At 71.0% G+C, this 15,119-nt stretch carries 11 protein-coding genes; 8 read left to right on the top strand and 3 right to left on the bottom strand.

All coding sequences use genetic code 11. From position 1 onward, the window contains the following. Positions 1-5: 5 nt before the first annotated feature. Together ACNI65_RS22215 and ACNI65_RS22210 are read right to left on the bottom strand one after the other, a co-directional pair. Positions 6-2,594 (bottom strand): TonB-dependent receptor, encoded by a 2,589-nt coding sequence (locus ACNI65_RS22215; protein WP_416759446.1) that lies wholly within the window; start codon positions 2,592-2,594, stop codon positions 6-8. Positions 2,595-2,764: 170 nt separating this feature from the next. After that, complete coding sequence (locus tag ACNI65_RS22210; RefSeq protein ID WP_416759444.1) at positions 2,765-4,351, bottom strand: hypothetical protein; 1,587 nt, start codon at positions 4,349-4,351, stop codon at positions 2,765-2,767. Positions 4,352-4,482: 131 nt separating this feature from the next. Between ACNI65_RS22210 and ACNI65_RS22205 the strand changes: the two genes are divergently transcribed. The 5 genes from ACNI65_RS22205 (at position 4,483) to ACNI65_RS22185 (ending at position 9,445) form a co-directional block, all read left to right on the top strand. After that, positions 4,483-5,403 carry a GGDEF domain-containing protein gene (locus tag ACNI65_RS22205; RefSeq protein ID WP_416759443.1) on the top strand — a complete coding sequence of 307 codons (921 nt, stop codon included), beginning with the start codon at positions 4,483-4,485 and terminating at the stop codon, positions 5,401-5,403. Then, positions 5,400-6,473, top strand: coding sequence for an AraC family transcriptional regulator ligand-binding domain-containing protein (locus tag ACNI65_RS22200; protein WP_416759441.1), 1,074 nt, complete (start codon positions 5,400-5,402; stop codon positions 6,471-6,473). The genes ACNI65_RS22205 and ACNI65_RS22200 overlap by 4 nt, the downstream gene beginning before the upstream one ends. Before the next feature lie 79 nt (positions 6,474-6,552). Then, the gene (locus tag ACNI65_RS22195) at positions 6,553-7,380 is read left to right on the top strand and encodes an AraC family ligand binding domain-containing protein (protein WP_416759440.1); all 828 of its coding nucleotides are present in this window, start codon (positions 6,553-6,555) and stop codon (positions 7,378-7,380) included. 20 nt (positions 7,381-7,400) lie between these two features. Next, positions 7,401-8,384 carry a DMT family transporter gene (locus tag ACNI65_RS22190; RefSeq protein ID WP_416759438.1) on the top strand — a complete coding sequence of 328 codons (984 nt, stop codon included), beginning with the start codon at positions 7,401-7,403 and terminating at the stop codon, positions 8,382-8,384. A gap of 20 nt (positions 8,385-8,404) precedes the next feature. Then, positions 8,405-9,445, top strand: a complete 1,041-nt coding sequence (locus ACNI65_RS22185; RefSeq protein ID WP_416759436.1) for an alpha/beta hydrolase family protein — start codon at positions 8,405-8,407, stop codon at positions 9,443-9,445. Positions 9,446-9,466: 21 nt separating this feature from the next. Here the strand turns inward: ACNI65_RS22185 and ACNI65_RS22180 are convergent, their stop codons facing one another. Beyond that, positions 9,467-10,918, bottom strand: coding sequence for a PLP-dependent aminotransferase family protein (locus ACNI65_RS22180; RefSeq protein ID WP_416759435.1), 1,452 nt, complete (start codon positions 10,916-10,918; stop codon positions 9,467-9,469). 116 nt (positions 10,919-11,034) lie between these two features. Here ACNI65_RS22180 and ACNI65_RS22175 point away from each other — a divergent pair, with 116 nt between their 5' ends. The 3 genes from ACNI65_RS22175 (at position 11,035) to ACNI65_RS22165 (ending at position 15,098) form a co-directional block, all read left to right on the top strand. Further along, positions 11,035-11,394: a DUF2917 domain-containing protein gene (locus tag ACNI65_RS22175; protein WP_416759434.1), complete on the top strand. Its 360-nt coding sequence runs from the start codon at positions 11,035-11,037 to the stop codon at positions 11,392-11,394. Positions 11,395-11,514: 120 nt separating this feature from the next. Then, the gene (locus ACNI65_RS22170) at positions 11,515-13,152 is read left to right on the top strand and encodes a S41 family peptidase (protein ID WP_416759432.1); all 1,638 of its coding nucleotides are present in this window, start codon (positions 11,515-11,517) and stop codon (positions 13,150-13,152) included. Positions 13,153-13,298: 146 nt separating this feature from the next. After that, the gene (locus tag ACNI65_RS22165; RefSeq protein WP_416759431.1) at positions 13,299-15,098 is read left to right on the top strand and encodes a S41 family peptidase; all 1,800 of its coding nucleotides are present in this window, start codon (positions 13,299-13,301) and stop codon (positions 15,096-15,098) included. Positions 15,099-15,119 lie beyond the last annotated feature (21 nt).

Here is a 15,119-nt window from a genome sequence, read left to right as displayed (position 1 = left end):
CCGCCTCAGAACATCGCCAGCTTCAGGCTGAGCTTGTAGGCGCGGCCGTACTGCTCGTACTGCGTGTTGAAGGCCTTGCTGCCTTGATAGACGTAGTAGCGCTCGTTGCCGAGGTTCAGCGCCTCGAACTGCAGCTGCAGCTGCTTCGTCAGCTGGACGCGCATCGATGCGTCGATCTGGTTCTGGGTGTCGACCTTGCGGTCCTGGGCCGCGTCCAGCACGTTGCCGACCTCCAGCAGATACGGCGACTTGTGGTTCAACGCGACGCGCGCGCCGAAGGCGGGCGACTCCCAGCCCACGCTCAGGTTGACGCTGCGATCGGACTGGCTGGGCAGCGCGATGCGGCGGCTGACGAATCGACCCTCGTCGTAGCCGCCGATCGTGGCCCTCGACTTCACGAAGCTGCCGTTGGCCCCGATCACCAGCCCGTTCCAGGGCGCCGGCAGCGTGCTCAGCGCCTGGCTCCAGGACAGCTCCAGCCCGCGCACCGTCGCCCCGCCGCCGTTGGCGAACGCCTCCACGTGGCTGAAGTCCTGCCAGCCCGGCGATCCCGCCAGGTCTGTCTGGAAGGCGAAGTCGCGGATCTTCTTGTGGAACACGTAGGCCGACACGGCGCCATCGCGACCCAGGCGCTGCTCCAGGCCGAGATCCAGGTTGCGCGCGCGCAGCGGCTTGAGCAGCGGGTTGCCGACGGTGGCCTCGTCGCCGTCGACGGTCACGCCGGGGCTCAGCTGGCCGAAGGCCGGCCGCACCACCGAGTTCGTCAGCGCCGCGCGCAGCACCAGTCCCTCGCTCAGCGATTGGCGCAGCAGCACCGCCGGGAGCCAGTGGCGAGAGCTCGTCTGCGCGTGGGTCGGGCTCAGCGTGCCGTCCTTCCACGCCGTGCCGTCGGCGGTGAAGCGCACGCGCTCGTGGCGCACGCCCAGCAGCCATTGCGTGCCGCCGCTTTCCAGCGTCGCCTGCAGGTAGCCGGCCTCGGTGCGCTCGCGCATCGTCGTGTCGTTGACCGCCGAATCGACCGCGTCGCGGAACGCGGTCAGGTCGTAGGCGCCGTACAGGCCGTTCAGCTTGCCCGCATCGATGCCGGGGCCGAACGAGGTCCACGGGTAGTCCACCGAGCCGCCGCCCAGGTAGTTGCCCAGACCCAGCTGCGAGGACGGCACGTTGTAGGGCGCCTTCTTGAGCACCTTGGCGCTGGGCGCGTAGGTCTCCTGCTCGTTGTCCTTGTCGCGGCGCGTGGCCTTGAGACCCGTCTTCACGTCGACATCCCACCCCGAGATGTCGAAGCTGCGCTGCACGTCGGCCTTGAGGTGACGCACGCGGTCCGAGGCCTCGCTGCGTTCGATCTTGGCCTTGTTGAAGCTGTAGAGCGCGGCGTCGCCCAATCCCGTCGTGGCCAGCGGCATCGGCTTGACGGTGTCGGTGTAGCCCAGCCCGGAGAAGTCCGCGGTGAACGAGGACGACGCGAGAGTGTCGGGCTTGCGCTCGCCGGCGCGTCCGGCGCCGGCCTCGGCCCAGAGCTTCCAGTCGCCGCGCGTGAGCTCGGTGCCGAGCACCGCGGCGCTGGAGGTGTTGATCTCCTTGCGCGCCTTCAAGCCGCGGCTGACGGTGCCGTCGCCGGTCTCGCCGGGCGCCTGTGCCTCGTCGAACTCGATGGCCAGCGACTGGCGCACCTCCTGGTCCGTGAAGCGGCTGGTGAAGCTGCGCAGGTAGACCAGCGAGCTCTCGTCGGGCTTGAAGTCGAGGTTGAGCGCGGCGCCGGTGCGCTCGCGGGTGATCGTGTAGCGGCGCAGCTCGAGGCTGTTGAGCTTGGCGCCGTCCCAGTCGCCGCCGGTCTCGACGTTGTCGCTGGCGAAGCGGCGCTGGTCGCTCGAGACCGCCAGCGCCACGCCCAGCGTGCCACCGGCGAAGCGGTCGGCGAAGGCCACCGAGCCGCGCGGGCGGGTCTTGCCCGCGTTGACGTCGTGATTGGCGCCGACTTCCAGCGTGAACAGCCGCCCCGGTTGGTCGAAGGCGCTGAGCGTGCGCACCGTCACCGTGCCGCCCAGCGAGTTGGCGTCCTGATCCGGGGTCAGCGTCTTCTGGACTTCCAGCGAGCGGATCAGGCCCGCGGGCACCAGGTCCAGCCCGGGCGCGCGGCGATCGGATTCGGAGGCCGGTGTCAGCGCGCCGTTGATGTTGACGGCGTTGTAGTCCGGACCCAGGCCGCGCACGCGGATGAAGCGGCCTTCGCCCTGATCGCGCTCGACGGAGACGCCCGGCATGCGCGCGAGCGCCTCGGCGGCGTTGTTGTCGGGGAGCTGGCCGATGCCGTCGGCATGCACGACGTTGACCACGCCGGTCGCGGCCGTCTGCTTGTCCAGCGCCGAGCGCAGCGCCGCGGCCTGGCCCACGGTGACGACGGTGTCGAGCTTGCGGGTGGCCGCGGCGTCCTTGTCATCGGGCTTGGTCTTGGAGTCGGATCTGGCGTCGGCTTTCGCGTCGGATTTGTCGTCGCGCTTCGCCTCGGCGGCCTGCTGGGCCAGCGCCGGCGCGGCGGTGAAGAGGGCGGACAGGCACAGGGCGAGCAGGGGGGGGCGGGGCGGCGTGCGCATGGTGAGGGCCGGTGAGTCAGGAATGCGGCGCACGTTAGGAACCGCGCATGGCGGGTCCGTGACAGTGCGGCACTGTCGACACACCCGGGCGCGGACGGCTCCGCGCCCCGGGGTCCCATGAGCCGATATGACCCCCTCGGCACCGGCTCACCGGCGCGTCAGCGCGCGAGTCAGAACACCTTCTTCCACGCCTTCTTCAGGCGCTCACCCATGCGCTTGTGCCAGGGCTTGCGGGGCTCGTCCGGCGTGGTCGCTGGCGGATCGCGGTGGCTGATGCGCTCCGGTTCCTCCACGCCGGTGCGGTTGGAAAGATCCGGCGAGACCTCCCCACCCGGGACGAGCGGGGGAGGGGCCGGCGGCGGGTCGATCGGCAGGGGCCGGACACTGTCGCTGGGTGGTACCCACGGGCGCAGGTTGCAGGTCTTGGCCGGTTCACCGCCCGGGTTGCGCGTGTTGCCCGCCTCACCGAAGGTCCTGCCGGGCTGACTGGGGATTGGCGCGTCGATCAGGCACTGGGTCGGGTCCGCGGTGTTGAAGTCGTTGTAGACGAAACGAAGGTCGTTGATCGTCGTGCTGGCCGCATCGTCGCCGGTGACGGGCTGGGTGACGTGGATCACGGCGTTGGTCAGCTCGTTCTTGTTGACGACCGTCTGCTTGGTCGGCCGCTGACTGCTCGAGTCGGGACTCAGCAGCAAGGGCACGCGATCCATCCGGTTCCAGGCGACGCGGCTGTTCTGAGGCGCCACGAGCTCGAGGACCGCATCCGCCGTGCCGGCCGCGCCCACGGTCGTGAAGCGGTTAGCCGCCAGCGTGAGACCCTGGCTGTCTCGCACCCGGGCCGCCCATTGGGGGCCGCTGAGGGACGTGCTGACGCTGTTCACCGCGATGTCGTTGCTAAGGATCCTCGTGTCGGTGGTCCGCCCAACCCGCAACGCCTCGGTGAAATGACCGCGGCCCTGCGAGGCCACGGCGCCCGCACCGATCGGCGCGGTCAGCAGGGACATCTGCTTGATGAGCCGCCGCGTGCGGGCCTGGACGTCCTTCTTGAGGCCGCCGATCGGCCCGCTGAGCGTCGCACGGGGGTCGTCGATGCCCAGCAGGTTGCCCTCGATCCGTGCGCCGGTCCCGAGCGGGGCGCTGATGCCCTCGCCGGGAAACGCGGCTTCGCGCCACAGCACGTTGCCCAGGATCTGATCCGCGCCGATGGTGGAGATCTGCGGATTCGCGGAGCGCGTGCCGAGCAGGCCGTTGTAGCGGGCCACGCTGGTGCCTGCATGCAGGAACTGGATCGCGATGTTGTCCAGCACCAGGCCCTCCACGAGGATCGTCTTGGCGCTGTGAAGCGTGTGCGTGATGGCGGTCGTGGCCGGCTGGTCATTGATGAAGTGGGCCACGCCCGAACGGCTGCCCACCAGCACGTTGCCCGTGCGCAGCTCAAGGCTCCCGCGCACGACGTACTGGCCTTGCGGGAAATACAGGCCGGATTCGCTGCTGATCAGCGACTCGAGCGCCGCGCGGATCGCGTCGCCCTGGTCCCGTCCCGTGTCGGGCGACACGCCCTTGTCCAGCGCGCATACCAGCGTGTAGATGGGCTCGATGGCGGGCATCGGCTCGTTGCCGCACATCGTCGGCGTGGGAGGGGCGATGGGGGGGGCGGTGCGGTTGACGAAGGGGTCGCTCGTCGCCGTTGCGCACAGCGGCACCAGCAGGACGGAGAGGGCAGGCAACAGGCGGGGTCGGAAGGAAGGTCGACGCATGAGGCGCTCCGGGGAGTGTGGCGAGCCACGGGGCGCAATGAGTGGGGGGCGCGGGGCGTTCGTGAGCCGATCCGACCCCGGGCGGCCGCGTGTGACAGCACCGTCACACAAGCCACCTAGCATCGCGCGCCATGAAACTCGTGCTGCCCCGACCGGCGCTGGTGCTCGCGCCGGTGGCGGGATCGCGCCATTTCGGCCACGTGCTGCTGCTGGCGATGGCCGCCATGACCTGGGCCTTCGGTTACTGGGCCGTGGCCAAGCCGCTGGCGATCTGGCGCTGGATCGACATCCTGGGCGAGTCGCTGATCGTGGCGATGCTGGCGCTGTGGCTGGTGCAGCTGCGCGCGAGCCGGCCCGCGGGCCGCGTCACCACCTGGTTGTGCCTGGGCCTGGCGGGCATGCTGCTCGGCGGCTGGGCCGATCTGATGGACGAATTCTGGAAGCTGCCGCGCGCGTTCACGCTGCTGATGGGCATGGAATCGGGCTTCCACGTCGTCGGCATGGGCGCGCTGACCTTCGGGCTGCACCTGTGGCGCCAGGAGCAGCTCGCGCTGAACGCGCTGCGCGCCGGCCGCGAGCGCGGCTATCGCGAGCACACGCAGATCGATGGCCTGACGCAGCTGGGCGATGCGGCGTATCTGCTGGATCAGATCCGTGCCGAGCAGGCGAGGAGTCCGGGCGCTCCGGGATCGTCGAGCTCATCGGGCGCGACCCTCGTGATGCTCGGCTGGCAGGACCTGCCCGCGTTGGCGCGCCAGCATGGCCTCGCGGAGGCCGACCGGCTGCTGCAGGCCACGGGTCCGCTGCTGCTGCTGCAGTTGCGCGACGGCGACCTGCTGTGCCGCTACGCCGCCGATCGTTTCGTGGCCCTGCTGCCCGACGCCGATTCGGCGCTGCCGGGCGACCTCCTCGCGGCCTTGAGCGCGCATGTGCATCCATGCGCCGATGGCCGCACGCGAGCGCGACTCGGCGCGCGCATGGCCAGCGCGATGCTGGATCCGGTCGAGGATCCCGAGCGGCAGCTGCTGCGGCTGCTGGAGCGGCTGCGATGAGCGCGCCTGGCCTGGACATCGGGGATCCCCACGATTCGAGCGACGCCCTGACGGCCTTGCGTCACGCACTGCCCTCGCGCGCCGCGCCGCATTACGGCGCCGATCACGCCGTGCTGCCCTGGGCCTACCAGGGCGCGCTGCTCGCGGAGTTCGCGCGCAGCCGGGGCCTGGCGCCGTCGGAATGGCTGGACCGCTGCGGCGTCACGCCCGGTCAGATGCTGTCGCCGCGGCAGCTGCTGTCGATGCTGGCGGCCTTGCAGCCGCTGGCCCGCGATGTGGGCTTCGTCGTCGGGCCGTTGAGCCTGCCCGGGCATTACGGGCTGGCCAGCCAGGCGCTGCAGCAGGCCGGGGATCTGCGCCAGGCGCTGCGCGTGCTGTGCGAGTGGCCGGCGCGGCTGTCGCCGCTCCTGACGCCGCGCCTGATCGAGACCGCCGATGAACTGGTGCTCGTGTGGACCGAGGCCAACGGCGCGCCGGCCAGTCTGCAGCCGCTGCTCGTGGACATGCAGATGAGCGCCGTCGTCGCGATGGCGCAGTGGCTGGGCGGCGGACGGACCTTGCCATGGACCTTCAGCTTCAACCGCACGCGGCCCCGGGAGTTGTCGCAGCACGCGGCCTACCTGGGACCCACGCTGCATTTCGGCTGCCAGGTCGACGCGATGCGCCTGCCGCTCGCGGCCGCGACGACGCCCTGGCCCGGCGCCGCGCCCGGACGGCCCGCGCTGGCCGCGGGCGCGCTCACGCAGGGCGCCGACCCGGACGCGGGCCGCCGCGGCCTGCTCGCGGCGCTGTACGACCACCTGCTCGCCGAGATCGGCGGGGATCCCTCGCTGGAGCGCAGCGCGCGTCGCTTCGGCGTCAGCCCGGCGACGCTGAAGCGGCAGCTGGCGCAGCTCGGCACCCATCACCAGGCGCAGCTCGATCAGGTCCGCGTGCACGCGGCGCTCTACCTGATGACGCTGCGCGGCCAGCGTGGCGAGGCGGTGGCGCGCTCGCTGGGCTTCAACGACAAGAGCAACTTCCGGCGCTCGTTCAAGCGCTGGACGGGGATGACGCCGGGGCTGCTCTGAGCGCGGGCGCAGCCGGCATTCCCCAGCAACGAAGGCTGGCCATGCGGTCTCGCCAGGGCGCGGGCATAGACTCGCGCCCATGCCCAAGGTGTTCGAGCATCCCGAGGATCAGGCCCAGTACCGCCGCCCCGCGCATCGCGAGGGCGTCGAGCTCTATCACGCCCGGATCCTGCGCCACAGCTTCGAGCCGCACACGCACGAGGCCTACGGCCTGGGCGCGATCACCGGCGGCGTCGGTCGCTTCCGCTGGCGCGGCGGCGAGCATCTGGCGCCGCGCGCCACGCTGATGCTGATGAACCCCGAGGACATCCACACCGGCGAGGCCGCCACCGAGGACGCCTGGGGCTATCGCATGGTCTACCTCGACGAGGGGCTGCTGTCCGAGCTCTACGGCGGCCCGGCCTGGCGTTTCGATGCGGCCGTCGCGCACGACGCGGTGGCGGCCACGCGTGCCGCCGAGCTGATCGCCACGCTCTGGCAGGCGCGCGAGCCGCTGGCCTTCGACAGCGCGTTGCTCGATCTGGTGCAGGGCCTGAGCCGGCACGCGCATCGCGCATCGGTGCGTCCGGACGGCGCGGCGCCGCGTTTCGAGGCGGTCATCGACCACATGCGCGCGCACCTGGACGAATCGCTGGACACGGGCCGGCTGGCCGCTGTCGCGGGCCTCAGCCCCTTCCACTTCCTGCGCAGCTTCAAGGCGCAGCACCATGCGACGCCCCAGCAGGCGCTGATGGCGCTGCGGCTCAACGAGGCCAAGCGGCAGCTCGCCGCCGGACACGCCCCGGCGCAGGTGGCCGCCGCGGTCGGGCTGACCGACCAGGCGCACCTCACGCGGAGCTTCTCGCGGCGCTACGGCGTGACGCCGGCCCGCTACCAGCAGCAACTCGGTACAAGACGCCGGGGCTGAGCGCGCGCGACACTGCGCGGATGCTGTCCGGATTTCTCTTCGCGCTCGCCGCCGGCCTGATGTGGGGCCTGGTGTTCGTCACGCCGCTGCTGCTGCCGGACTACCCCGCCGCCATGCTGATGGCCGGCCGCTACCTGGCCTTCGGGCTGCTCGCGGTGCCGCTGGCGCTGTTCGACTGGCGCGAGCTGCGCCGGCTCACGCGCGCGGACTGGCGCGATGCGATCCAGCTCAGCGCGATCGGCAACTTCCTCTACTACCTGACCCTCGCCGCGGCGATCCAGCGCGCCGGCGGGCCGCTGCCGACGATGATCATCGGCACGCTGCCGGTGGTCATCGCGCTGTGCGCCAACCACCGCAACGCGGCGCGCGACGGGCATTACCGCTGGCGCGACCTGGCGCCCGCGCTGGTGCTGATCGCGCTGGGCATCGGCTGTGTGAACCAGGTCGAGCAGGCCGCGCTCGCGCCGCAGGACCTGAGCCGCTACCTCCAGGGCGCGGGGCTGGCGCTGATCGCGCTGGCCTGCTGGACCTGGTATCCGATCCGCAATGCCGACTGGTTGCGCGCGCACGGCGATCGCAGCCCGCGGGCCTGGGCGACCGCGCAGGGACTGGTGACGCTGCCGATGGCCGCGCTGTCGTTCGCGGTGCTGTGGATCGCCGACGGCGCGGGCTTGCCGCTGCTGCCGGCCGGTTTCGACTTCCCCACGGGCCCCCGCCTGTGGCCCTACGTTGGGCTCATGGTGGTCGTGGGCCTCTTCGCCTCCTGGCTCGGCACGCTGTGCTGGAACGAGGCCAGCCAGCGTCTGCCCACGACACTGGTGGGTCAGCTGATCGTCTTCGAGACGCTCGCGGCGCTGGCTTACGCACAGTTGCATCGCGGCGAGTGGCCGCCGCTGCTGGGCGCGGCGGGCGTGGTGCTGCTCGTGGGCGGCGTGAGCTGGGCGCTGCGCCTGAAGCCGGTGCCCCCGACGCGGGAACGGGATCTGCCCCGCCCGGCGGCATGACGCTTGTGCAGAATCGACGAATGGATCTCCTTTTCCTGAACGACGCGAATGACCTCTCCCCGACCCGGCGCGCGCTGCTGCGTGCCTCGGCGATCGGGCTGGGCGGTGCGGCGCTTGCGCTCTCGCCGTGGCGCGCGGCCTTCGCCGCGGAGCCTGGCACGGCGGGCACGGCTGGCATCACGCAAGGCAGCTTCCGGGATCAATCCCGGCTGCGCGACATCCCCTGGCGGCTACGCTTGCCCGAGGGCAATGGGCCGGTGCCGCTGGTGGTGTTCTCGCATGGGCTGGGCGGCAGCCTGGATGGCGGCACCGAATGGGCGCAGGCCTGGGCCGAGGCCGGCATCGGCACGCTGCATCTGCAGCACGCCGGCAGTGACCGCGCGATCTGGCGCGGCGGGCTGCAGGGCGTGAAGGCCGCGGCGAGCGCCGAGCAGCTCATCGAACGCGGCCACGACGTGCAGTTCGCCGTCGAGCAGCTGCTCAAGCTGCAGAAGGACGGGCAGGGACCATGGGCCCGGGTGCGGCCCGAGGCGCTGGGGATGTCGGGGCATTCCTTCGGCGCCCAGACCACGCTGGCCGTGGCCGGACGCGATTTCCAGGCGCGCAACGCGCCCGATCTCAACGAGCGGCACTTCAAGGCCTTCGCGGCGTTCAGCCCGTCGGCGGGGCACTTCGCCGGCGGCATCAAGGGCATCACGCGGCCGATGCTGTGCCTGACCGGGAGCCTGGACGGCAATCCGCTCGGTCAGGAGCGCGACGGGCGTTATCGCCGCGCGGTCTACGACACGCTGCCCGCCGGCGCGAAGGCGCAGCTGTGGCTGGAGGGCGCCGATCACATGAGCTTTGGCGGCGGCGGTGAGCGCGGCGCGGGTCTCGGCCAGCGGCTGCTGGGCCGTCAGCGCGACGGCGTGCCGGAGAAGCTCGCCGCGCACCACGAGGCCGTCATCAAGTCCATCACGACGGACTGGTGGCGCTGGCGCCTGCTGGAGGACGAGGCCGCGATGACGCGCCTGAAATCGCCCAAGGGGCTCAACAGCGACGACGAATGGCTGCAAGGATGACGCGTTTGAGGCGTTGACGCGTCAGGCGGCGAGCTCTTCAGGTGGGTTCATCAGAAGCTGCCTCGCAATCGCCCCGATGCGGCTCAACGCCTTCGGATGCTCCGGGCCCCACTTGCCGCCGACGCCCAGCCGCACGCAGTTGCGCACGCGCGGGCTCGCCGAGAACATCATCCCGGGCGCGATCACGATGTGCTCGGCCAGGCAGGCCTCGTAGAGCTGCGCCGCGTCCAGCGCCTCGGGCAGCTCCACCCACAGGATGAATCCCCCGGCCGGATCCGACACCCGCGTGCCCTTGGGGAAGCTGTCGGCGATCAGCTGCCGCGCCTCGTCCACGCGCGCGGCGATCGACGCGCGCAACTGCCGCAGCGCCGCGCCGCCGCCGGCCTGCGTGAGCAGGTCCGCCAGCGCCAGCTCGAGCACGCTGGTCTGCGCGCCCGACTGCACCGCCTTGGTCTGACGCAACACCCGGCCCCAGCGTCCCGCCTCGACCCAGCCCATCCGCAGCCCCGGCGCGATCGTCTTGGAGAAGGACCCGCAGATCATCACGTGCCCCGTGGTGTCGAAGGACTTCACCGCGCGGCGCTTGTCCTCCTGCTCGGACAGGTCGTTGTAGAGCACGTCCTCGATCAGCGCGACGTCGTGCCGCGCGAGCATGCCCGCGAGGCGCCGGCGCTCGGCCACCGGCATGCTCGCTCCCAGCGGATTGGACAGCGTGGGCACCATCAGCACGGCCTTCACCTGCTGCGTGTCGAAGGCCAGCTGCAGCGCGTCCAGCGACATGCCGTGCCGCGGATGCGTGGGGATCTCCAGCGCGCGCAGGTGCAGGCTCTGGAGGATCTCCAGGAAGCCGTAATACGTCGGCGACTCCAGCGCCACCACGTCGCCGGGCTTGCACACGGCGCGCAGGCACAGGCTGATCGCCTCCAGGCAGCTGTTGGTGAGGACGACCTCATCGGGATCGAGCACGCAGCCCAGGCCCAGCGCATGGCGCGCGACGGCGCGCCGCGTCTCCTCCATGCCGGGGCCGATCGGATAGGTGCACAGCAGGTCCCGGTGCCGCATCACCGCGCGCGCCATCGCGCGCCGCACGCGGTCCTGGTCGAACAGCTCCGGCCCCGGACATGCCGCGCCGAACGACACGAAGGCCGGGTCCTGCGACAGCGCCATCACCTGGGCGCCGAGCTGGTCGAGCTCCACCATCCGCGAGGCGTTGTCGGGCCGCGAGACGCGGGGCTCGGGCAGACGCGGCGGCCGCGCCGCGACGAAATACCCCGATCGCGGCCGGGCCTCGATCAGCCGGGCGTCCTCCAGCCATCGGTAGGCCTGTACCGCCGTGGACAGCGACACGCCATGCTGGCCCGACAACTCCCGCACCGAGGGCAGCCGCTCGCCGCGCTTGAGCGTGCCCGCCCGGATCGACCGGGCCATCCGGTCAGCGAGTTGCATATACAGCGGTAACAACGGCGCGTCCATGCGTCGATTCTGTGTGTTTCGCCCCGGCGCTGACCAATACAGATCAGCGGGAAGCCGGCCAGCACAGGTCTCGGCTGTGCGCGGGCTGTATGCCTCGCCTCGGCTCACGGCTGTGGATGGAGCGCCACACCGCGTTTTTTTATCGTGACGGCATGCAACCGCTCCGCCTGCTCCCCCCGCCGTTCCGGCTCCGGCTCTGGCCGGCGCCGACCTTTGTTCCGCCCGGGCCCGGCGCCGACGCCGTCGTGCTGCCGACCGACGGCCGCCCGGTGTCGTTGCGCCTGCGACGCGCCGTCCGGCTGCGGGTTTTCGGAGGGCGCGTGTGGATCACCCGCGTCGGCCGACCCGAGGACCATTGGCTCGAACCCGGTCAGACCCTGGACCTGCCGGCCCCGCCCCATTGGTTCGGATGGCGGATCGTCGCCAGTGGCGAAGGCGCATCACTGGTCACCCTGAAGGCGGAACTGCTGATTTAGGCCAGTCGTCTCTTCCACAAATACCGCTATAAATCGGCCCTTCGGTAGGTTGCTGGTGTCCCCCAGGGGGTGTCACCGCAGACACAAAAGCATGGACGGCAGTCCTTCGAGGGAGTTGAGATGAAGCGAACCGCGATCTTGCGGGTGGCGCGCCTGGCGGTGGCCGGCGCGATCGGGGCCCTGCTGCTGAGCGCCTGCGGCGGCGGCGGCGGCTCGGCGGGCACACCGGTGGTCGGCAGCGGCGGCGGCAACTCGGGCGGCGGCAATTCCGGTGGCGGCAGCGGCGGCGGTGTCGGCGGCGCGCTCGGCCCCAGCGCCAGCTACGCCCAGCAATGCGCGCCGGGCAACCCGGAGGCGAGCTCCCGCAGCGGTTCGCTGACCACCGAGAAGAACTGGATCCGCGCCTACTTCGATGAGGCCTATCTCTGGCGCGAGGACGTCCCGGCGGTGGACGCCTCGGCCGCGGCCTACAGCAGCAGCGATGTCGAGCGCTCGCTGAGCAACTACTTCGATGCGTTGCTGTCGCCCGCGATCACCAGCAGCGGCAAGCGCAAGGACCAGTTCAGCTTCACGATGAGCACCCGCGAGTGGAACGCGCTGTCGCAAGGCGGCGTCGAGGTCGGCTACGGGATCGAATGGACGATGAAGTCCCCCACGCCGCCGCGCAGCCTGCGCGTGGCCTTCGTGGAACCCGGCAGCGCGGCGGACCGCGCTGGCGTACGCCGCGGCGACACGCTGGTGACCGCGGACGGCGCGAGCGCGGATGCGTCCGACGCGGCCGGCGTGGACACGCTCAACGCGGCGCTGTTCCCCAGCACGTCCGGCGCGAGCCATCGCTTCGCGCTGACGTCCATCGGCGGGCTGTCGCGCGACGTCACGCTGGTGGCGGGCAATGTCACCAAGACGCCGGTGCCCACCAGCCAGGTGCTCACCGCGTCCGATGGCGGCAAGGTCGGCTACATGGTCTTCAACGACCACATCCTGACCGCCGAGGCCCAGCTGATCAGCGCGATGCAGACCTTCCGCTCGGCCAACGTCAGCGACCTCGTCGTCGACCTGCGCTACAACGGCGGCGGCTACCTGTTCATCGCCAGCGAGCTGGCCTACATGATCGCGGGCAGCACGGCGACCTCGGGCAAGACCTTCGAGCAGCTGCGCTACAACAGCAAGCGCAGCGCCGAGACCAACAGCGAGGACGCCAAGACCCCGTTCTACAGCGCGTCCTGCCTGATGGTGGGCAACAACTGCAGCTCGCAGCAACCGCTGCCGGCGCTGAACCTGCGCCGCGTGTACGTGCTGGCGCAGTCGGGCACCTGCTCGGCCAGCGAGGCGCTGATCAACGGCCTGCGCGGCGTGGACATCGACGTGGTGCTGGTCGGCGGCACGACCTGCGGCAAGCCGTATGGCTTCACCGCCAAGGACAACTGCGGCTACAGCTACTTCCCGATCGAGTTCGTCGGCACCAACAACAAGGGCTTCGGTGATTACGCCGACGGCTTCGTGCCGGCGGGATCGGGCGCGACCGGTGTCAAGGGTTGCGCGGTCTCGGATGACTTCGAACACGCGCTGGGCGATCCCAACGAGGCGATGCTCGCCGCCGCGCTGCAGTTCCGCGTCAACGGCACCTGCCCGGCGGCGCGCGCGTCCGACTCGGGCATGGCGCGAGCGACGGCGAGGGCCATCGGCGCGGATGCGGTGGAACTGCGACTGCGCAAGCTCGCCGCGCGCAGCAACCGCATCGTCGGTGTCCCGCGCTGACCTGCCCCGGGGTTCCGGCCCCGGTCTCGCGACAGACAGCAAGCCGCCTTCGGGCGGCTTTTTCGTGGAGGGACGGATGAACCGCCCATGAGACATGTTGACCAACGCAACCTCTTTCACAAGCGTCGAGCGGTCGACGGGATGTCATGCAAGAAGTTCGAATCGGCGGCGAGCGGCGCCGCCCTGTGGCGGTCGCGATGACGCTCCTGGGTGCGGTGGGCGCGATGGCGCTCTCGGGCTGCGAGGAGTTCGCGCTGAAACCGAGTTCCGAGGCGGCGGCGCTCGTGGCGCAGCAACTGCGCGAGGACCTGGCATCGGTCCGCGGGGCGTTGCTGAAGGAGTCGAAGCCGCCAGAGGGTGCGCGGGGCCGGGACGGCCGGGACGGCCGGGACGGCCGCGATGGACGGGACGGCCGCGACGGGCGGGATGGGCGTGACGGCCGCGATGGTCGCGATGGTCGCGATGGCGGGGACGGGAACAGCGGCGGCACCGCATCGCCCACCGGCGCTGAGGCGCTGCCGCCCAGCAGCGCCTTTGCCGGCCAATGCAGTCCGGTCAACACGCAGGCCGATTCCGCGCAGCGCACGGGCAGCCTCACGATTGAGAAGCGCTGGATCCGGTCCCACCTCGATGAGGCCTACCTCTGGCGCACCGAGGTGCCGGTGATCGACCCCGCGCTGCCCGAGTTCAGCGATGGCGCGGTGGAACCGGCGCTTGTGCGCTACTTCCGTTCCCTGCTGACGCCGGCGAGCACCGCCAGCAACAAGGCGCGGGATGCCTACAGCTTCATGGTGCGCTCGGCAACGGCGAAAGCGTTCGTCGATGGCCTGGGCCGGCCAGGGGACGGCATCGATTGGTCCGTGTCGTCCTGGGACGCACCGCGGCGCATCCACGCAGCGTTCGTCGAGTCGGCCGGCCCGGGCGTCCTGGCCGGCGTGAGGCGCGGCGATCGCGTGACCGAGGTGGACGGCGTGGCGATCGACCTGGTCGCGCGGGCAGTGCTGCAGGCGGCCTTGTTCCCGGCCCAAGCGGGGCACAGTCGCCGATTCACCCTGACCTCGCAGGAGGGCGTGTCGCGCGAGGTGACGCTCACGAGTGCCCTCGTGGCCAAGGATCCGGTCCCTGCCCACACCGTGCTGACGGGCACGGATGGCGCCGCGGTCGGTTATCTGCTGTTCAACAGCCATGTCCCGAAAGCCGAATCCACGCTGATCCAGGCGGTGAAGACATTCCGGGATCGATCCGTGCGGGACCTGGTCATCGACCTGCGCTACAACAGCGGCGGCCTGATCTACCTCGCCAACCAGCTCGCCTACATGGTGGCGGGCCCCACGCAGACCGCCGGCCGCCTGTTCGCCAAACTCCGCACCCACCGCGCCGATCCGGCCGAGCGCATGCCATTCCTGGCCACGAGCTGCGACTTTCAGAACACGGCCTGCACCACGGCGCGGCCGTTGCCGACGCTGGGCCTGAGGCGAGTGTTCATGCTCACGACGGGCTCGACCTGCTCGGCCAGCGAGGCCTTGATCAACGCCTTGCGCGGGATCGGCGTCGAGGTGGTGCTGATCGGGGGGGCCACCTGCGGCAAGCCCTACGTCTTCTCCGGCCGCAGCAATTGCGGCTACGACTATTTCGCGGTCGATGGACAGATCGCCAACGATCGCGGCGTCTCAGACTATGCCGATGGCTTGGTCCCGGGCGGCACGGCGGCGAATGGCGTGACGGGCTGTCAGGTGGAGGAGGACTTCGCCCATGAGCTGGGTCATGGCCAGGAGCGCCTGCTGGCCGCCGCGCTGGGGTATCGCGTTGACGGCCAGTGCCCGCCGAGCAGGCGCAGCGCAGGGCGAGGGTTGGTCGCAGGGATGGGGGCTGCCGCGGGCCGCGCGCGCGTCAGCAGCGGCAAGCCGCCGATCGAGGAGGCCGCGATCCTCACCGGGCCGCGCTGAGGGGCTGGGGCGAGGTCCGGA

The organism is Roseateles sp. So40a, assembly GCF_048081605.1.
GTDB lineage: Bacteria > Pseudomonadota > Gammaproteobacteria > Burkholderiales > Burkholderiaceae_C > Roseateles.
This window is presented reverse-complemented; position numbering and strand designations above follow the sequence as displayed.